Here is a 19879-nt window from a genome sequence, read left to right as displayed (position 1 = left end):
TCAGAAATCCTTGCGCAGTTGCACGCCGAAGTAGCGCTCGTCATCCCGTGGCACCGCGCGGTAGATGTAGTTGCCACCGCTGGCGAGTACCGGCGAGTAAGACTTGTCGGTGAGGTTCTTGCCCAGCAAGGCAACGCGCCAGCCATTGCTGTAATCGGCCAAGGCAATGCTGGCGTTCCAGATGCCGTACGCGCCCTGCTTGGTGTCGATGTTTTGGCTGATGTCGTACTGCACTTCGCTCTGCCAGCTGTAGTCGGTGCCCAGTTCGATATCCAGGCCGTTCTCCAGCGGGATCGTGTAGTCGGCGCGCACGTAGCTTTTCCAGTCCGGGCTGAACGGCAGCGGTTTGCCGTTGACGTTGCACGACGCCGCCGCACCGGCCGGGCAGGCGAATTCGTCGATGCGCGCGCGGGTGTAAGCGAGTGCACCGGACAGCTTCAATTGTTGGGTCGCTTGCAGGGCGTAATCGAGTTCGACGCCTTCGGTGCTGACGCTGCCGGCGTTGATCAACCGCGTCACCACTTGCCCGGCGACGGTGTCGAAAAAATTCGCCTGGTAGTTGTCGTACTCGCTGTGGAACACCGCGAGATTGGTGGTCAGGCGATTGTTCCAGGAAGTGGCTTTGATCCCCGCCTCCCAAGTGTTGGAGGTCTCCGGTTTCAGCGCTTCGGTGTCGCGCGGCTGCATGTTGAAAAACACGTTGTAGGCCGGGCCTTTGTAACCGCGCGAGTAGGTCAGGTAAGTGGTCACGGCATCGCTTAAGTCGTACTGCAAACCGAGGCGGCCAGACCAGCCATCTTCGTCGACGGAACCTGAGCTGCTGGTCGACGGCTGGATACCGCTGACGGTGGTCACCGAAGTCGAAACGCGACGGTGATCGTATTCGAGATCATCGTGGGTGTAGCGCAGGCCGGCAATGCCACGAAAGTCAGAGGTGAAGTTCAGCGTGCTCTCGCCAAACACGGCGTAACTGTCGCTGGTGGTGCTGTAGTTGGCGACGCCACGGTCGGTGCGCGTGGTCGTTGTCAGCGTGCGCTGATAGGTTTCTTCATCCTTGCCGTGCATGTAGAACAGGCCGCCAACGTATTCGAGGAATTCGCCCTTCGGCGAAGCCAGGCGCAGCTCTTGCGAGTATTGATCGAAGGCCAGATCGCCTTTGTCGGCCGTACCGGGGAACGCTGCCGTCACCGTGCCGAGGCGGTCGCCGTCCTGATACTGAGTGTTGTCCCAGCCACGCCACGCAGTGATCGACGTCAGAGTGTAATCGCCCAATTGCCAGTCGAGCTGACCGGACAAACCTTTGTTGACGTCCTCGACGTGAGTACGGGTGTCGGTGTTGATGTCACGGTTGTGGCTGGAGGCATAGGCCGGACTCAGCGCGTTGGCAAAGGCCGGGGTCAACGACTTGCTGACCACGCCGTTGGGGCCGTCGTCATGGGCCTGCATGTAGTCGGCGATCAGCGTGAAGGTGACGTCGTCATTCGGGGTGAATTCGAGTTTTCCGCGCACGCCGCGATGGTTGTAGCCGTTGACCTCCTGACCATTGTGCTGGTTGTCGACGTTGCCGTCGTAGCTGCCGAACAGCGTGCTGATCGAGCCTTTCAACGTCTCCGGAACCAGGCTGCCGCCGAGGCCGAAACGGGTGCGACTTTCGTTGCCGCTGTAGTACGACTGATCGATGTAACCGTGAGTCTCGGCGGTCGGCGCCTTACTGGTGATGTTGAGCACGCCGGCCGAGGCGTTCTTGCCGAACAGCGTGCCTTGCGGACCGCGCAAAACCTCGACGCGCTCCAGATCCAGCAGGTCCATGGTCGCCTGACCCGGACGCGCATACACCACGCCATCGATCACCGTGGCCACGGTTGGCTCGACGCCGGGGGAGGTGGAAATCGTGCCGACGCCACGTACGAATAACGAGGTGTCCTTGTTCGACGCACCGGTGCGGAAATTCAGCGACGGCACTTGCTGAACAATGCTCGCTACACCGTTGCGGTTATCGCGTTCAAGCTGCTCGCCGTCGATCACCGAAACCGCGACCGGCACCTTCTGCAGCGACTCTTCGCGGCGGGTCGCGGTGACGGTCACCGACTTCAGCGTTGGCTCTTGATCGCTACTCTCAGCGGCGAATGCGTTGGTCAACGGCAGCGCCGCCAGCCCTGTCAGTAACCAGCCAGCGGCGCGAATTGACCGCGCCAATGTGTGTGTCGCCCCAGCAATGTTGTGCATGCTTTGCCCGCTCCAAAATGGCCCTGATCCGCTGCCGTTCTGCGACGACAGCGCCTGCATCGGTGTCTTGGGCATTCGCTCGAGCGAGTAGCAGACAACGCGCTTTGTTAGCGCTAACATCGACAGTATTGGCAAGCCGCACATAGAGCGTCCAATACTGAAAAATTACTTTTATATGCGATTTTGTTTTTAACAAGGATCGACCCGTGAGCGAAGAAAAGCCCCGCAAGCGCCGTGGTGCCGGACGTGTGACCCTTAATGCCGTGGCGCGTGAGGCCGGGGTTTCGGCGATCACCGTGTCGCGTTATTTCAATCAGCCGGAGCAGGTTTCGCCCGAGCGCCGCGAGCGGATTGCGGCAGTGGTGGCCGAGTTGGGTTACGTACCGAATCTGGTGGCCGGCGGGCTGGCCTCGGCGCGGGGGAAAATCGTCGGCATGGTCATTCCGAACATCTCAGGGCCGATCTTCGCCAACACCATTCAAGGCTTCAGCGACACGCTCAGCCGTCATGGCTACCAGCTGTTGCTGGCGTCGAGTTACTTCAGCACCGAGCAGGAAGAAAACGCGGTGCGCGCGTTTCTCGGCTGGTCGCCAGCGGCGCTGGTGCTGACCAGTCACTTTCACAGTGCCGGTACCGAAAAGATGATCGCCGAAGCCGATGTGCCGGTGATCGAGACTTGGGATTACCAGCCGGATCGCGAGCCGATGCAGATCGGCTTTTCGCATTTCGACGTGGGCGTGACAGCGGCGAAGTATCTGCTGGGAAAAGGTTATCGACGTATCGCCTTCGTGCAGAACAGTGCTGCGGGCGACTTCAGTGCCTTGGAACGCCGCGACGGTTACGCGGCGACCTTACGAGAGTCCGGCCTGGCACCGTGGGTGTTCGCCCCTGACGCTGACCGCGCACCATTCGAGGCCGGCAAACAGGCGATGGACGCCTTGATGAACACCTCACCGCGCCCGGACGCAATCATCTTCGCCAACGACAACCTCGCCGCCGGCGGCCTGCTCGCCGGGCAACGCGCCGGTTTGAAAATCCCTGAAGACTGCGCCGTTCTCGGCTTCGGCGACTACCCGTTCGCCGAGATGCTCCTGCCCAGCCTGAGCACGATCAAACCACCGGCACTGGAGATTGGCGTACTGGCCGCGACACGCGTATTGGAAAGCCTTGGCGTGTTGCCGAGCGACGAGATACAACGCCTGAATCTGCTGCAATGCCAAGTTATCGAACGCGAAAGTACCTGATGAGTATGGCAGGGGCTGGATTGGCTATGCTCTAAAGGACACAGAGGTGGCCCTTTCGCGAGCAGGCTCGCTCCCACAGGGATTTCCTGTGTACATGAAATTTATGTCCAGCCGAGATCCATAGTGGGAGCGAGCCTGCTCGCGAAGGGGCTCTTCCCGGCACTGCACCTTCATCAGGCAGAACGCCCCATGCACACCGCCATCATCATTTTCTTCGGCCTGGTCCTGCTCGCCCTCATGCTCTACATCGGCGAACGCATCGGCTTCAGCCGTCAGACCATGGCCTACAGCTTCGCCGCCCTGTGGCTGGCGTTGACGGTGATTAATGGCGCGGTGGGGGTGGTGCATGCCGGCCAACCACTAGGTTCGGAAATAGCGATTGGCAGTGCAGTGTTCGGCGTGCCGATGGCGGCGATGGTGTTGTTCATGGTGCTGAGCGCCGAGTTGTAAATCGTCCCGGCGCCCAGCTGCCAATCAACGCACCAGATGCAGGAACTGCATGTGGCGTTCGTACTGGTCGAGGATGTCGTTGATGATCTGCTCTTTGGTGTAGCCGACCAGATCGTAGTCCTGACTGCCCTCGCTCAAATGCACTTCGGCGCGGTAATAGCGGCGGTTGTTGAGCTGCTTCGAACCCATCCCGCCACGCGCGAACGACGGCGTGAAGTAGCCGCGCATCTGCACCTGGTAGATGAACGGATGCGCATCACCGTGGCCGATTTCGAGGCTGACGCTGTCATTCGCCGGATCCGGCTGGGTGACCACGTTCAGGCCTTTCTCGACGAACACCGCCGTCACTTCTTCAATCGCCGGGCGCACCGTGGTGTCCATGAAGCGGTACACCTCGTCGCGCGACGGGAAATGCACAGCCTGACTCAAGCGCTGTCGCCAGCCACCCGTGCCGCGCCGCGAACCGGAGACCGGTGCCAGCGAATGCAACTGCGCGATCTGTTTCTGCGACTCCAAGTAGAACGCCTTGTGCAGGCCCCACATCATCAGCAACAGAATCAGCGAGAACGGCAACGAGGTCAGCACCACCGCCGATTTCAGCGCATCGATGCTGCCCGAGAACAACAGCGCACTGGTGATCAGTGCGGTCATCGCGCCCCAGAACACCCGCAGCCATTTCGGCCCGTCTTCGTCCGGATTGCCGCCCTTGGCCGACAGGGTCGAGAGCACAACGGTGCCGGAATCAGCAGAGGTGACGAAGAACACGAAGCTGATGAACACCGTCACGGCGATGACGGTTTTGCTCCACGGGTAGGTTTCCAGCAGCAGGTAAATGCTCATCGACGGGTTGTCGATGGCCGACATGCCGAGCGCGCTCATGCCGTGATTGAGCACCTGATCGATGGCGCTGTTGCCGAAGATCGACATCCACGCGAGGGTGAAACCGAGCGGAATCAGCAGCACGCCGAAGACGAATTCGCGGATGGTGCGGCCACGGGAAATCCGTGCGATGAACAGGCCCACGAACGGCGACCATGCAATCCACCAGGCCCAGTAGAACACCGTCCAGCCGCCGAGCCAGTCGCTCGGTTTGTCGTAGGCGTAGAGGTCGAAACTCTTCATCGGCAAAGCGCCGAGGTAGTCACCGATGTTCTGGATCAACGTGTTGAGCAGGTGCTGCGTCGGCCCGGCGAACAACACGAACAGCAGCAGCGCACAGGCCAGCAGCATGTTGATGTCGGACATCACCCGCACGCCTTTATCGACGCCGGAGACCGCAACAATGATCGCCGCGCCCATCATCAGCGTGATCAAGCCGACCTGAATCCACTGGGTGTGCGCGATGCCGAACAGGTAGTCGAGGCCGGAGTTGAGGTGCAGCACACCAAAACCCATGTCGGCACCGAGACCGAACACCGTGGCGATAATGCCGAAACCATCGACTGCGTAACCGATCGGACCGTTGATGCGTTTGCCGATCAGCGGATACAGCGCCGAACGCAGAGCCAGCGGCAGGTTGTGGCGGTAAGCGAAATAGGCCAGCGCCATGCCGACGAAGGCGAACACGCCCCAGCCATGCAGGCCCCAGTGCAGAAACAGAATCTGCATCGCCTGGCGCGCCGCATCCGCCGTGCCCGCCTCGCCTTGTGGCGGCTGGAGCATGTGGGTCAGCGGTTCGGATACGCAGAAGAAAAACAGCGTGATGCTGATCCCGGCGGCGAACAGCATGCCGGCCCAGGACAGGTAACTGAATTCGGGTTCGTCGTGGTCGGCACCGAGTTTTATCTTGCCGTAGCCGGATAAGGCGGTGACCACCACGAAGACCAGATACAGGGTCATCGCGAGCATGTAGTACCAGCCGACCGTGTTGGCCGCCCAGTTTTGCGCTTCCAGCAGCCAGGCGCCGGCCTGTTCAGGCATGGCGATAACAACCAGACCGAAGAGCAGAATGACCGTCGCGGCGAAGTAGAACACCGGCGGATTCATGCGCACCAGACCGCTGGCGGGGGTAGACGATGCACTCATGAAACGTGCACCTCGAGGGGTTGAAACGTGGCTGAAATGATCGGACTCAGCAAAGGCAAGCCTCCTGTTGTGAGCGGGCAGCGAACCACCGGTTTAACTTGAATGAACGTTCAAGTTAAACATGGATAGGGTGGTAAGGACTAATCGCAGGGCTGGGCGGTAGTTTTCCTACAGTAGCCCAAGGAGGGGTATGACGCGGGTTTGCAGCGATTCGTTCAACAGCAACATGGCGTTATGCCCATCCTGTAGGAGCTGCCGAAGGCTGCGATCTTTTGATGTGGTTTTTGTAGATCAAAAGATCGCAGCCTGCGGCAGCTCCTACATGGGATCCTACTTCTGCGTGCCGTCATCATGCTGCAAGTTGGCCTGGGTCAGATTGCACCCGGCCGGCACACTGCGCGTCAGCCACACATTGCCGCCAATGGTCGATCCTTTGCCGATGGTGATCCGCCCGAGAATCGTCGCCCCGGCATAAATCACCACATCATCCTCAACGATCGGATGGCGCGGATGGCCCTTCTGCAACTGGCCGTCTTCGTCCGCCGGGAAGCGCTTCGCTCCCAGCGTCACGGCCTGATAAATCCGCACGCGCTCCCCAATGATCGCGGTCTCGCCGATCACCACGCCCGTGCCGTGATCGATAAAGAAGCTGCGGCCGATCTGCGCCCCCGGATGGATATCGATGCCAGTCGCCGAGTGGGCGATTTCCGCGCTGATTCGCGCCAGCAACGGCAGCCCGGCGCGATACAAATGGTGCGCCAGACGATGGTGAATCACTGCCAGAATCCCTGGGTAGCAAAGCAGCACTTCATCGACACTGCGCGCCGCCGGGTCACCGTGATAAGCGGCCAGCACATCGGTGTCGAGCAGAGTGCGCAAGCCCGGTAAGGCCAAGGCGAAATCCTGGACGATCTGAATCGCGCGGGCCTCGACTTCGCTATCGGCTTGCGCGCTGTGGCGGGCGACATAACGCAGCTCCAGGCGGGTTTGTGCCAGCAAGGCATTCAGCGCGACATCAAGGGTGTGGCCGACGTAGAAATCTTCACTCTCTTCGCGCAGATCCACCGGCCCCAGACGCATCGGGAACAATGCGCCACACAGCGCTTCGAGAATCTCCGCCATCGCCGCCCGCGACGGCAACTCGCGACCACCCTGCTCGCCGGACGCCCGGCCGTTCTGTGCCCGCCATTGATCCCGCGCGCTGCGCAGTTGACTGACGATGGTCTGCAATTGCCAATGGCTGGAACGCTCGCTCACGGTAAAGACTCCTCACGGGCGGCCGGACTGTCTGGCCGCGTCAACGGCGCCTACTTTACGGCATGCTCGCGAGGGCGAATTAAGAACCGATAGTGCTGGGCCCAGTTCATTTGGCTATAAGCGATTCGCGGTTGCCCGGGTAAAAGCGCATGCCTATAGTCCTTTCATCTTCCTCCGCCAGAACGGAACCATGTCTAAACAACCGATCAAACAACAGCTGGATCGCTTTGACCGTCTCGACCTGCTCGGTCATCCGACGCCTTTGGAAAAACTCGAGCGCCTGTCCTCTTGGCTCGGCCGCGAGGTGTACATCAAGCGTGATGACCTGACGCCGCTGGCCATGGGTGGCAACAAGTTGCGCAAGCTCGAATACCTCGCCGCCGACGCTATCGCGCAGGGCGCCGACACGCTGATCACCGCCGGTGCGCTGCAATCGAACCACGTTCGCCAAACCGCTGCACTCGCCGCCAAACTTGGCCTCGGCTGCGTGGCGCTGCTGGAAAACCCGCTGGGCACCGATGACAGCAATTACACCGGCAATGGCAACCGCCTGCTGCTGGATCTGTTCGACACCAAGGTCGAACTGGTCGACAACCTCGACAATGCTGACGAACAACTCGCGGCCCTTGCCGTGCGTTTGCGCAGCAATGGCAAGAAACCGTACCTGGTGCCGATTGGCGGCTCGAATGCGCTCGGTGCATTGGGTTACGTACGCGCAGGGCTGGAATTGGCCGAGCAGATCAAGGACACCGGAATCGATTTCGCTGCAGTGGTATTGGCCTCGGGCAGCGCCGGAACTCACAGCGGTCTGGCATTGGCGTTGAGCGAAGTATTGCCAGAATTGCCGGTGATTGGCGTGACCGTTTCGCGCAGTGAAGAAGACCAGCGGCCGAAGGTGCAGGGGCTGGCCGAGCGTACGGCGGACCTGCTCGGCGTCGAGCTGCCGGCGAGTTTCAAGGTTGAGTTGTGGGACGAATACTTTGGCCCGCGTTATGGCGAACCGAATGCCGGGACGTTGGCGGCGGTGAAGCTGTTGGCGAGTCAGGAAGCGGTGTTGCTGGATCCGGTGTACACCGGCAAGGCGATGGCGGGGTTGCTGGATGGGATAGGCCGACAGCGTTTTGATGAAGGGCCGATCATCTTTTTGCACACTGGCGGCGCGCCGGCGTTGTTTGCCTACAGGGATTTTCTGTAAGAGCAAGATCAAAAGATCGCAGCCTGCGGCAGCTCCTACAGGTGATCCCGTGTAGGAGTTGCCGCAGGCTGCGATCATTTTCCAGAGATAACGCATATTCCAATAAAGAATAACATTTCAAATATTTAGTATTTTCAAGTCTAACGCAGTCATCATATAGTCTCGCCGCAGGCGAATTTCGCGCAAGACGCATAAGCTGCTTTAGGGCACGATAACGCAGTCGCGCGAATAACAAATTCGCCAACTTTCCTTCAGCGTCTTCCATAAGAAAACACAGGGGCTCGTCATGAATTTTTCCGCACTACGTCGCAATCTGCTGGTTGGTTCGCTGGGCTTGGCGCTGAGCGCCGGCCTGATCGGCCAGGCAGTGGCCGGTGAGCAGCTGCAACAGATCAAGGACAAAGGCGTTCTCAACGTCGGCCTGGAAGGCACTTACCCACCGTTCAGCTTCGTCGATGCCGACGGCAAACTGTCTGGCTTCGAAGTCGAGCTCTCCGAAGCGCTGGCGCAAAAACTCGGCGTCAAAGCCAAGATCCAGCCAACCAAGTGGGACGGTATTCTGGCCGCGCTGGAATCCAAGCGCCTCGACGTCGTGGTCAACCAGGTAACGATCTCCGACGAGCGCAAGAAGAAGTATGACTTCTCTGAGCCTTACACCGTTTCCGGGATACAGGCATTGGTGCTGAAGAGCAAAGAAGCCGCACTGAACATCAAGACCGCTGCTGACCTGTCCGGCAAGAAAGTCGGTGTAGGCCTGGGCACCAACTACGAGCAATGGGTCCGCGCCAACGTGCCGGGCGCCGATGTGCGCACCTACGATGATGATCCGACCAAGTTCGCCGACCTCAACAACGGCCGTACCGACGCCATCCTGATCGACCGTCTGGCCGCACTTGAATACGCCAAGAAAGCCCCGAAAACCGTCGCCGCCGGTGAAGCTTTCTCGCGTCAGGAATCCGGTATCGCCGTGCGTAAAGGCGAGCCTGAGCTGCTGAAAGCGCTGAACAAAGCCCTCGAAGAGCTGCGGGCCGACGGCACCCTTGAGAAGCTGTCGACCAAGTACTTCAACGCTGACGTCACTAAATAATGGAAGAAGCTTTCCAACTCGCACTGGACTCCGCGCCCTTCCTGCTCAAGGGCGCGTATTACACGGTAGTCCTCAGCCTCGGCGGCATGTTCTTCGGCTTGCTGCTGGGTTTCGGCCTGGCGCTGATGCGCCTGTCGCGCTTCAAATCGGTGAGCTGGCTGGCGCGCATCTACGTGTCGTTCTTTCGCGGCACGCCGTTGCTGGTGCAACTGTTCGTGATCTATTACGGCTTGCCGCAATTGGGTCTCGAACTGGATCCGTTGCCAGCGGCGCTGATCGGCTTCTCGCTGAACATGGCCGCTTACGCCTGTGAAATTCTGCGCGCCGCGATCGGTTCGATCGAGCGTGGTCAGTGGGAAGCCGCTGCGAGCATCGGCATGACCCGCGCGCAAACCCTGCGCCGGGCCATCCTGCCGCAAGCGATGCGCACGGCGTTGCCGCCGCTGGGCAACAGCTTCATTTCACTGGTCAAGGACACGGCACTGGCCGCCACCATTCAGGTGCCGGAGCTGTTCCGCCAGGCGCAACTGATTACCGCCCGGACTTTCGAAGTCTTCACCATGTATCTTGCCGCCGCGCTGATCTACTGGATTCTGGCCACGGTGCTTTCGCACTTCCAGAACAAGTTGGAAGAGCGGGTCAATCGGCACGACCAGGAGTCCTGACGCGATGATTGTCGTGGAAAAACTGACCAAGCAATTCAAGGGTCAGGTCGTGCTCAACGGCATCGACCTCGAGGTCAAGGAAGGCGAAGTCGTCGCGATCATCGGCCCCAGCGGCTCGGGGAAAACGACGTTTCTGCGCTGCCTGAATTTCCTTGAACAACCCACCAGCGGCCGGATCAAGGTCGGCGATATCGAGATCGATACCAGCCGCCCGCTGAACCAGCAGCAAGCGCTGGTGCGCAATCTGCGCCAGCACGTTGGCTTCGTGTTCCAGAACTTCAACCTGTTCCCGCATCGCACCGCTTTGGAAAACGTCATCGAAGGCCCGATCGTGGTCAAGAAGATGCCGCGCGACTCAGCCATTGCCCTGGGCAAAAAGCTCATGGCCAAGGTCGGTCTCGCCGGCAAGGAAGACGCTTATCCACGTCGCCTCTCCGGCGGTCAGCAACAGCGCGTGGCGATTGCCCGGGCGCTGGCGATGGAACCGGAAGTGATCCTGTTCGACGAACCGACTTCGGCCCTCGATCCGGAACTGGTCGGCGAAGTGCTGGCGACCATTCGTGGCCTCGCCGAAGAGAAACGCACCATGGTCATCGTCACCCACGAAATGGGCTTTGCCCGCGACGTGGCCAACCGCGTGGTGTTTTTCGACAAGGGCGTGATCGTCGAACAAGGCGAAGCGAAAGCGTTGTTTGCCAATCCAAAAGAAGAACGCACTAAACAGTTTCTCAGCAAGTTCCTCAATCACGCCTGAGAATCCAGATGTATCAAACGGCAACTTCCATGGATGGAAGTTACGTTATCCCGCCTGAACAACCTGTTTCAACAGACACTAATCAAACACGTTCTATTTAGAACACATATATGTTCTGCAACAGATAATCCGCGCTAAAAATATGTCAATCATTTAAAGATAGGGTTCTCGTAGCGACTTATCAAAACCGCTGAAAACCACTGAGATTCGTGGCTCAATTCGCCAAAAGACCTAGGCATAAGGCCTCAACAGCGTAGGACACTTCTGATTAGCACGTAATTCACGGATTAACTAAGCACATCTATTGACACCCCTTCCCGTACACTCTTATCTAGTCGCCAACCGGCGCCACTTAGTTTAATCAATGCACATTCAACCTTGATCAAAGTTCTCGGCTGTATTGCCACTTGATTCACGCCTTTGTTCTTCAGAAACGGACTTCGTTGCAAGCTTCAAGGAGAGAAATCGATGACTCACACTTCGCACACCCCCGAGCTGGCAGCGCCAATCCTGGCGCCCGCGCAAAAAGCCGGCATCAATCTGGCTGCTGCTGCCCATCTGTCGGTCGACGTGGCGCCCTATCCCGAGATGGATTGCGGGGACCTGATCGAACTGTTCTGGAACAAATGTTATGTCGCCTCGAAGGTCCTGACCGTCGAGGATGTCGGCGCCCCGGTCAGCCTGCGGGTGCCGGAGAGTTTCATCGCCAACGGCACGGCACGTATCCACTACCGGGTCATGCAGGTAGGCCAGGGTCAGGCGCTGTCGGCGGCGACCCGGGTGCAAGTCAAACTCGATTGTCCCGGAGGCCTGCCATCGGCACTGTGCAGCGATGAAAACCAGCAACTGCAAGCCGTCACGATCCCCGACACCATCCGCCGTCAGGGGGTTAATCCGAACCAGATCAAACGCGGCGTACCGCTGACCATCGAGCCTTATGTGAACATGGCCGAGGACGATGAAATCACCTTGCGCTGGGGCGATGTGCGCATGGATCTGCCGGCAGTCACGGCGGCCGATGTTGGGCGGGCGATTCAGGTCTGGGTGCCGCCGGCGGTGATTGTCGAAGCGGGCGAAGATCTGCGGTTGGACGTGACCTATTGCGTGATTGATCGGGTCGGCAATAACTCACGCTGGGCACCGCCGAGGACGCTGAAGATTGGTTGTGCGAATCCTTATCTGAAAGTGCCGCTGAGGCCGGAGCTCAAGGCGGCCGAATCCCGCAAATATTGACTTCACTCCCCTGTGGCGAGGGGATTTATCCCCGCTCGGCTGCGAAGCAGTCGTAAACCCATAACACGCGGTGTATCTGATGCACCGCGTTACCTGATTTTGGGGCCGCTTCGCAGCCCAACGGGGATAAATCCCCTCACCACAGGGATCGCATTGGCGCTTACAAATATTGTTAACCAACCCGACCATCACCCCTTCTATGCATATTCCTAAAAGTTAGTTTATTTAATATTTATACGCGCTTAGGGTATATGAACCGGACCACCGGACATTCTTTCGTTCACCGCACTTTTGCGGCGTTTTTCATGAGATGTGAGGTAGGTAGTATGGTCCGGAACACAATCACCCCAGTGCAAATCGCCAGGGCATTGCGTGCAGCCAAGGAGCGGCACTGATGTCCAGTCTGGCAGACGCAAACGTCCAGTCTGATCTGGACATCGCCCCGTTGTTGTTGCCCGCGCAGGTCTTGCGCAACGACGCCCAAGCCATCAAGGCCGCGCATGATCTGGCGCAAGTCGCCCGTGTGCAGGCGGCCAAGCGTGACCGTCAGCGCAAGTTGCCGTGGTCGGAAATCGAACAGTTCACTCGCAGCGGTTTAGGCAGCATTGCCATCCCGCGTGAATACGGTGGCCCGCAGGTTTCGTTCGTCACCCTGGCCGAAGTGTTCGCGATCATCTCCGCCGCCGATCCGGCGCTGGGACAGATTCCGCAGAACCAGTTCGGCATCATCAATCTGGTGCTTGGCAGTGCGACCCAAGAGCAGAAAAAACAGTTGTTCCAGAGTGTTCTGGAAGGCTGGCGTATCGGCAATGCCGGCCCTGAGCGTGGCACTAAAAACACCCTGGAATTGAAAGCGCGGATCACCGCCGACGGTGACGATTATGTGATCAATGGCCAGAAGTTCTATTCCACCGGCGCGCTGTTCGCGCACTGGGTGGCGGTGAAAGCGCTCAACGATGACGGCAAGCAAGTGCTGGCCTTCGTCCGTCGCGGCACGCCGGGTTTGCGCATCGTTGATGACTGGTCGGGCTTCGGCCAGCGCACCACCGCCAGCGGCACGATCCTGCTCAACAATGTACGCGTCGAGTCGAGCCTGGTGGTCGACAACTGGAAGATCAACGACATCCCCAACACCCAAGGCGCGGTGTCGCAGTTGATTCAAGCTGCGATCGACGCCGGCATTGCCCGTGGCGCCATCGACGACGCCATCGAGTTCGTAAAAACCCGCGCGCGGCCGTGGATCGACGCCAAGGTCGAACGGGCCAGCGATGACCTCTACGTGATCGCCGATATCGGCAAACTGAAAATCGAACTGCACGCCGCCGAAGCGCTGCTGCGCAAGGCCGGCAAAGTGCTTGATCAAGTACACGCCGCGCCGCTCACCGCCGAATCCGCCGCCCGCGCATCGATTGCCGTGGCCGAAGCGAAAGTGCTGACTACCGAGATATCTCTGCTCGCCAGCGAAAAACTGTTCGAACTGGCCGGCAGCCGCGCCACCCTCGCCGAATTCAACCTCGACCGCCACTGGCGCAACGCCCGCGTGCACACGCTGCACGACCCGGTGCGCTGGAAATATCACGCGGTCGGCGCGTATCGCCTCAACGGCACTTTGCCTGCCCGCCATTCCTGGATCTGAGACGACCAGACATCTGGAGAAACCCCTATGACGATTTCCCATCACGTCGCGGTCATCACCAGCGATGAGCAAGCCCTGATCGTCGCCAGCGACCTGGCGGAAGATTTCAAACGCGACAGCGCCGTGCGCGACCGTGAACGTCGCCTGCCACTGCCGGAACTCGACGTGTTCTCTCGTTCCGGCCTGTGGGGCATCAGTGTGCCGAAGGAATACGGCGGCGCCGGCGTGTCCAACGTAACCCTGGCGAAAGTCATCGCCCTGATCGCTCAGGCCGACGGCTCGCTCGGGCAGATTCCGCAGAACCATTTTTACGCACTGGAAGTGCTGCGCGTAAACGGCAGCCATGCGCAAAAACAACGGCTGTACGCCGAAGTACTCGCCGGCCAACGCTTCGGCAATGCCCTTGCGGAACTGGGCACGAAAACCGCGCACGACCGCGTCACCAGCCTCAAACGCGACGGTGACGGCTACCGCATCAACGGTCGCAAGTTTTATGCGACCGGTGCGATTTATGCGCAGCGCATTCCGACCTCGGTCGTCGATGAAAACGGCGTGCAGCAACTGGCCTTCGTCCCGCGTGACGCCAAAGGTCTGACCGTGATCGATGACTGGAGTGGTTTCGGTCAACGCACCACCGGCAGCGGCTCCGTGGTGTTCGAAGACGTCTACGTTGCCGCAGAAGATGTACTGCCTTTTCAAAGTGCGTTTGAGCGTCCGACCACCGTCGGCCCATTGGCACAGATCCTTCACGCCGCCATCGACACCGGTATTGCTCGCGCCGCTTATGAAGACGCGCTGCATTTTGTGCGCAGCAAAACCCGTCCTTGGATCGATTCCGGCAACGACAAAGCCACCGAAGACCCGCTGACGCTGAAGAGCTTCGGCCACTTGAGCATTCGCCTGCACGCCACGGAGGCCTTGCTTGAACGTGCCGGCGAATTCCTTGACGCCGCGCATACCGAGACCAACGCCGAAACCGTTGCCGCCGCGTCAATTGCGGTCGCCGAAGCACGCGCGATCAGCACCGAAATTTCCCTCGCTGCGGGCAGCACACTGTTCGAACTCGCCGGCAGCCAGGCTACGCTGATCGAGCACGGCCTCGACCGCCACTGGCGCAACGCCCGCGTGCACACTCTGCACGACCCGGTGCGCTGGAAATATCACGCGGTGGGTAACTACTACCTCAACGATGAAAATCCGCCGTTGCGGGGGACCATCTGATGAGCGCTACGAAAAAGAAGATCCTGCTCAACGCGTTCAACATGAACTGCATCGGCCATATCAACCATGGCTTGTGGACACATCCGCGCGATACCTCGACCCGCTACAACACGATTGAATACTGGACCGAACTGGCACAGTTGCTCGAGCGTGGGCTGTTCGACGGATTGTTCATCGCCGACATCGTCGGCGTGTACGACGTCTACCAGAACTCGGTCGATGTGCCGCTGAAAGAGTCGATCCAGTTGCCAGTCAATGATCCATTGCTGCTGGTTTCGGCCATGGCTGCGGTAACCAAGAACCTTGGCTTCGGCCTCACCGCCAACCTCACCTACGAGCCGCCGTATCTGTTCGCCCGCCGCATGTCCACGCTCGATCATCTGAGTCGCGGCCGCGTGGGCTGGAACATCGTCACCGGTTATCTCGACAGCGCCGCGAAAGCCATGGGCCTGAGCGAGCAAGTCGAACATGACCGTCGCTACGATCAGGCCGATGAGTACCTGCAAGTGCTCTACAAACTCTGGGAGGGCAGTTGGGAAAACGGCGCGGTGCTCAATGACCGCGAGCAACGCATCTATGCGCAGCCGGAAAAAGTGCACAAGGTCGAGCACAAGGGCGAGTTCTATCAGGTCCAGGGTTATCACCTCTGCGAGCCGTCGCCGCAGCGTACGCCAGTGCTGTTTCAGGCCGGCAGTTCCGATCGCGGTTTGCTCTTCGCCGGGCGTCACGCCGAATGCGTGTTCATCAGCGGCCAGAACAAGCCATCGACCAAGCTTCAGGTCGACAAAGTGCGCGCAAGCGCTGTTGAAGCGGGGCGCAATCCTGAGGACATCAAGGTGTTCATGGGCCTTAACGTGATTGTCGGCGCGACTGAAGAAGCCGCGTGGGCCAAGCACGCCGAGTATCTCAGCTACGCCAGCGCCGAGGCCGGCGTCGCACATTTCTCGGCGTCGACCGGTATCGACTTCTCCCAATACGAAATCGACGAACCGATCCAGTACGTGAAGAGCAACGCGATTCAATCGGCGACCAAGAACTTGCAGAACAACGACTGGACCCGGCGCAAATTGCTCGACCAGCATGCTCTCGGTGGCCGCTATATCACCGTGGTCGGTTCGCCTGAACAAGTGGCAGATGAGCTGGAATCGTGGATCGCCGAAACCGGTCTCGATGGTTTCAACCTGACCCGCATTGTTACGCCAGAGAGCTATGTCGATTTCATTGAACTGGTGATTCCGGAGTTGCAGCGACGGGGGTCGTACAAGACCGCGTACGACAACGGCAGCCTGCGGGAGAAGCTGTTTCACGGTGAGGCGCAGCTGCCCGAGCAACACACCGGATCCTCATTCCGCCGCTAAAAGCTTCGCGAGCAAGCCCGCTCCCACAGGGGTACGCATTCCAAAATGTGGGAGCGGGCTTGCTCGCGAAGAGGCCCGACCAGACACCACAAATTTATGCACTGACTGGAAAACCACTATGACCCAGAAACTCCTGTCCCACCCAGTCAAAGCACTGGCCCTGGCCTTCGGCCTGTTCAGCTCGGCGATCTTCGCCGCTGACGCCCCACTGAAAATCGGCACCACCGCCGCCTTCGCCATCCCTCTGGAAGCCGCCGTCGAAGAAGCCTCCAAGCAGGGCCTGAAAGTCGAGCTGGTGGAGTTCACCGACTGGATCGCGCCGAACGTCAGCCTCGCCGCCGGCGACATCGACGTGAACTACTTCCAGCACATCCCGTTCCTCGAAAACGCCAAGGCTGCCGCCGGTTTTGACCTGGTGCCGTTCGCGCCGGGGATCATCAATAACGTCGGCCTCTACTCGAAAAAATACAAAAGCTTCGATGAGCTGCCAAAGGGCGCCAGCGTCGCTATCGCCAACGATCCGATCAACAGCGGTCGCGGTCTGCAATTGCTCGCCAAGGCTGGTTTGATCACGCTGAAACCGGGCGTCGGTTACAAGGCCACCGAAGACGACATCGTCGCCAACCCGAAGAAAATCAAAATCCTTCAAGTCGAGGCCGTGCAACTGGTGCGCGCCTATGACGACGCCGATCTGGTCCAGGGTTATCCGGCCTACATTCGTCTGGCGAAGACCTTCGATGCCGGTTCCGCGCTGCTGTTCGACGGTCTCGACCACAAGGAATACGTGATCCAGTTCGTCATCCAGCCGAAGAGCAAAACCGACCCCCGCCTGATCAAATTCGTCGACATCTACCAGCATTCACCAGTCGTTCGCGCAGCGCTGGATAAGGCCCACGGCAAGCTGTATCAAGCCGGTTGGGAAAGCTGAGCATGACAGCCGCGATCCAACGGCGACTGGAAATTCCAGAGCCACACAATGCTGAAAAAACCGAGCTGCATCCCGAGTTGAATCGCGCCCACGTACGCTTTATCGGCCTGGGCAAAACCTACAACGGCCGACAAGGCCCGGTCGCTGCGCTGCAAGACATCGATCTGGCGATTTCGCGCGGTGAAGTGTTCGGCATCATTGGTCGCAGCGGTGCCGGCAAGTCGTCGCTGATCCGCACGATCAATCGTCTGGAACAGCCGACTTCGGGGCGCGTGCTGATCGATCAGATCGACATCGGCGAGTTCGATGAAGACCGTCTCGTAGCGCTGCGCCGACGGATCGGCATGATCTTCCAGCACTTCAATCTGATGTCGGCGAAAACCGTTTGGCAGAACGTCGAACTGCCGCTGAAAGTCGCGGGCGTGCCGAAAGAGCAACGCGAGAAAAAAGTTCGCGAACTGCTCGAACTGGTCGGTCTGCAAGAAAAGCACAAAGCCTATCCGGCGCAGCTTTCCGGTGGGCAGAAACAGCGCGTCGGCATCGCCCGCGCGCTGGTGCATGACCCGGACATTCTGCTCTGTGACGAAGCGACTTCGGCGCTCGATCCGGAGACCACCCAGTCGATCCTCGGCCTGCTGTGCGAGATCAACAAACGCCTGGGCCTGACCATCGTGCTGATCACTCACGAAATGGCGGTAATCCGCGAGATCTGCGACCGCGTGGTGGTGTTGGAGCATGGCCGCGTTGTCGAGCAAGGCCCGGTCTGGGAAGTGTTCGGCAACCCACAACACGAGGTCAGCCAGACCTTGCTCGCACCGTTGCAACACGCCTTGCCGGACGAATTGCAGCGCCGTTTGCAGCCCCAGTCGCCCTCCGCCGACGCCGCTGTGGTGCTGCGTTTGCAGTTCACCGGCAGTGCCAGTGATGAACCGGATCTGGCGGCGCTTTTTACTGCGCTCGGTGGCCGGGTGAAGTTGCTGCAGGGCGGCGTGGAACGGATTCAGGGGCATGCGCTGGGGCAACTGCTGTTAGCCGTCAGCGGCTCATCGTTTGGCGCCGAGCAATTGCGTGAGCGCGCCGCGCCGTGGGCACAACGGGTGGAGGTCGTCGGATATGTGGTTTGATCGCTTGCTGCAAGGCTTTATCGACACGTTCCTGATGGTCGGTGTGTCGTCGTTGATTGCGCTGCTGGTGGGGATTCCCATGGCGGTGATTCTGGTCACCAGCGACAAGGGCGGGATCTACGAAGCGCCGCTGTTGAACCGCGCGTTGGGCGCGTTCGTGAACCTGTTTCGCTCGATCCCGTTTCTGATTCTGATGGTCGCGCTGATTCCGTTTACCCGATTGATTGTCGGCACCACGTACGGTGTCTGGGCCGCCGTGGTACCGCTGACCATTGCCGCTACGCCGTTCTTTGCGCGGATTGCCGAAGTGAGTTTGCGTGAGGTCGATCATGGTTTGATCGAGGCGGCGCAGGCAATGGGTTGCCGACGTTGGCACATTGTCTGGCATGTGCTGTTGCCGGAGGCGCTGCCGGGGATTGTCGGCGGGTTCACGATTACCCTGGTGACGATGATCAACTCTTCGGCGATGGCTGGGGCGATTGGTGCTGGCGGCTTGGGGGATATCGCTTATCGCTACGGGTATCAGCGTTTTGATAGCCAGATCATGCTAACGGTGATTGTGTTGCTGGTGGCGTTGGTAGCGGTGATTCAGCTGGGTGGGGATCGCTTGGCGCGGGGGTTGAACAAGCGCTGAGGCAAGAGCAAAAGATCGCAGCCTGCGGCAGCTCCTACATTGGCATGTGTACTCTCTGTAGGAGCTGCCGCAGGCTGCGATCTTTTCGCTTATAGTCAGCGCATCTCCCCTTGAACACGCAACTGACCATGAAGCAGACCCCCACCGACCTCGACCAGATCACTGCCACCACCCTCGGCCACTACAACTCGGTGGCCGAGGACTTCCGCGAAGGCACCCGCGATCACGATGTCAGCCAGAACATCGATGCATTGCTGCGGCATATTCAGGGCGCGGCGCCGTTCACGATCCTGGATTTCGGTTGCGGGCCGGGCCGGGATTTGCAGACGTTTACCCGTATGGGTCACGTTGCGGTCGGCCTGGATGGTTCGCAGGAATTTGCGCGGATGGCGCGCGAGGACAGCGGCTGCGAGGTGTTGCAGCAGGATTTTCTCAAGCTTGAGCTGCCGGTTGAACGCTTCGACGGGATTTTTGCCAACGCGGTGCTGTTTCACGTGCCGTTGCAGGAGTTACCGAGGGTACTCAAGCAATTGCATGGCGCGTTGAAGCCTGGTGGGGTGTTGTTCAGTTCGAATCCGCGTGGGGATAACCGTGAGGGCTGGAACGGGCCGCGCTATGGCTCTTATCACGATCTGGAGGCCTGGCGCGGATTGCTGACGGCGGCGGGGTTTGTCGAGCTGGAGCATTATTTCCGGCCGGCGGGGCTGCCGCGAGAGCAGCAGCCCTGGTTGGCCAGTGTCTGGCGGCGTGTGGGTTGAAGATCAAAAGATCGCAGCCTGCGGCAGCTCCTACATGGGGTGATAGGTAGGAGCTGCCGCAGGCTGCGATCTTTTGCTTTTGCC

At 59.6% G+C, this 19879-nt stretch carries 17 protein-coding genes; 14 read left to right on the top strand and 3 right to left on the bottom strand.

All coding sequences use genetic code 11. The features are described 5' to 3' along the window. On the bottom strand, positions 1-2226 hold the full coding sequence (locus C2E19_RS02350) for a TonB-dependent receptor (protein WP_129387572.1): 2226 nt from the start codon (positions 2224-2226) through the stop codon (positions 1-3). A gap of 206 nt (positions 2227-2432) precedes the next feature. On the opposite strand from C2E19_RS02350, the gene C2E19_RS02345 reads away from it, so the two are divergent. Together C2E19_RS02345 and C2E19_RS02340 are read left to right on the top strand one after the other, a co-directional pair. Further along, the gene (locus tag C2E19_RS02345) at positions 2433-3470 is read left to right on the top strand and encodes a LacI family DNA-binding transcriptional regulator (protein ID WP_129387569.1); all 1038 of its coding nucleotides are present in this window, start codon (positions 2433-2435) and stop codon (positions 3468-3470) included. Positions 3471-3659: 189 nt separating this feature from the next. Then, positions 3660-3920, top strand: a complete 261-nt coding sequence (locus C2E19_RS02340; RefSeq protein ID WP_129387566.1) for a hypothetical protein — start codon at positions 3660-3662, stop codon at positions 3918-3920. 24 nt (positions 3921-3944) lie between these two features. Here the strand turns inward: C2E19_RS02340 and betT are convergent, their stop codons facing one another. Further along, positions 3945-5906, bottom strand: a complete 1962-nt coding sequence (gene betT / locus C2E19_RS02335; protein ID WP_164979464.1) for a choline transporter BetT — start codon at positions 5904-5906, stop codon at positions 3945-3947. A 369-nt stretch (positions 5907-6275) separates the two neighbouring features. Then, positions 6276-7202 carry a serine O-acetyltransferase EpsC gene (gene epsC / locus C2E19_RS02325; RefSeq protein ID WP_129387557.1) on the bottom strand — a complete coding sequence of 309 codons (927 nt, stop codon included), beginning with the start codon at positions 7200-7202 and terminating at the stop codon, positions 6276-6278. A gap of 190 nt (positions 7203-7392) precedes the next feature. On the opposite strand from epsC, the gene C2E19_RS02320 reads away from it, so the two are divergent. The 12 genes from C2E19_RS02320 to C2E19_RS02265 all read left to right on the top strand — a co-directional run bounded on the left by C2E19_RS02320 (position 7393) and on the right by C2E19_RS02265 (position 19795). Next, the gene (locus C2E19_RS02320) at positions 7393-8397 is read left to right on the top strand and encodes a D-cysteine desulfhydrase (RefSeq protein WP_129387554.1); all 1005 of its coding nucleotides are present in this window, start codon (positions 7393-7395) and stop codon (positions 8395-8397) included. A 286-nt stretch (positions 8398-8683) separates the two neighbouring features. After that, complete coding sequence (tcyJ, locus tag C2E19_RS02315; protein WP_129387551.1) at positions 8684-9484, top strand: cystine ABC transporter substrate-binding protein; 801 nt, start codon at positions 8684-8686, stop codon at positions 9482-9484. Further along, complete coding sequence (gene tcyL / locus C2E19_RS02310; RefSeq protein ID WP_007918741.1) at positions 9484-10149, top strand: cystine ABC transporter permease; 666 nt, start codon at positions 9484-9486, stop codon at positions 10147-10149. Before tcyJ ends, tcyL begins: the two co-directional genes overlap by 1 nt. Before the next feature lie 4 nt (positions 10150-10153). Further along, positions 10154-10903 (top strand): L-cystine ABC transporter ATP-binding protein TcyN, encoded by a 750-nt coding sequence (gene tcyN, locus C2E19_RS02305; RefSeq protein WP_129387548.1) that lies wholly within the window; start codon positions 10154-10156, stop codon positions 10901-10903. Between the two features lie 468 nt (positions 10904-11371). Next, positions 11372-12136: a hypothetical protein gene (locus tag C2E19_RS02300; RefSeq protein ID WP_129387545.1), complete on the top strand. Its 765-nt coding sequence runs from the start codon at positions 11372-11374 to the stop codon at positions 12134-12136. Between the two features lie 394 nt (positions 12137-12530). After that, positions 12531-13772, top strand: a complete 1242-nt coding sequence (locus C2E19_RS02295) for an SfnB family sulfur acquisition oxidoreductase (protein WP_129387539.1) — start codon at positions 12531-12533, stop codon at positions 13770-13772. A gap of 27 nt (positions 13773-13799) precedes the next feature. Beyond that, positions 13800-14993: an SfnB family sulfur acquisition oxidoreductase gene (locus C2E19_RS02290; protein ID WP_129387536.1), complete on the top strand. Its 1194-nt coding sequence runs from the start codon at positions 13800-13802 to the stop codon at positions 14991-14993. Then, positions 14993-16351: an LLM class flavin-dependent oxidoreductase gene (locus tag C2E19_RS02285; RefSeq protein ID WP_129387533.1), complete on the top strand. Its 1359-nt coding sequence runs from the start codon at positions 14993-14995 to the stop codon at positions 16349-16351. The genes C2E19_RS02290 and C2E19_RS02285 overlap by 1 nt, the downstream gene beginning before the upstream one ends. Positions 16352-16469: 118 nt before the next feature. Beyond that, positions 16470-17279, top strand: coding sequence for a MetQ/NlpA family ABC transporter substrate-binding protein (locus C2E19_RS02280; RefSeq protein WP_129387530.1), 810 nt, complete (start codon positions 16470-16472; stop codon positions 17277-17279). Between the two features lie 2 nt (positions 17280-17281). Next, positions 17282-18403 (top strand): methionine ABC transporter ATP-binding protein, encoded by a 1122-nt coding sequence (locus C2E19_RS02275; RefSeq protein ID WP_129387527.1) that lies wholly within the window; start codon positions 17282-17284, stop codon positions 18401-18403. Beyond that, positions 18393-19037, top strand: coding sequence for a methionine ABC transporter permease (locus C2E19_RS02270; protein WP_039756400.1), 645 nt, complete (start codon positions 18393-18395; stop codon positions 19035-19037). Before C2E19_RS02275 ends, C2E19_RS02270 begins: the two co-directional genes overlap by 11 nt. Before the next feature lie 128 nt (positions 19038-19165). Continuing rightward, the gene (locus tag C2E19_RS02265; RefSeq protein ID WP_129387524.1) at positions 19166-19795 is read left to right on the top strand and encodes a bifunctional 2-polyprenyl-6-hydroxyphenol methylase/3-demethylubiquinol 3-O-methyltransferase UbiG; all 630 of its coding nucleotides are present in this window, start codon (positions 19166-19168) and stop codon (positions 19793-19795) included. The last annotated feature ends 84 nt before the right edge of the window (positions 19796-19879 follow it).

The organism is Pseudomonas sp. DTU12.3, from assembly GCF_004124275.1.
Taxonomy (GTDB): domain Bacteria; phylum Pseudomonadota; class Gammaproteobacteria; order Pseudomonadales; family Pseudomonadaceae; genus Aquipseudomonas; species Aquipseudomonas helmanticensis.
This window is presented reverse-complemented; position numbering and strand designations above follow the sequence as displayed.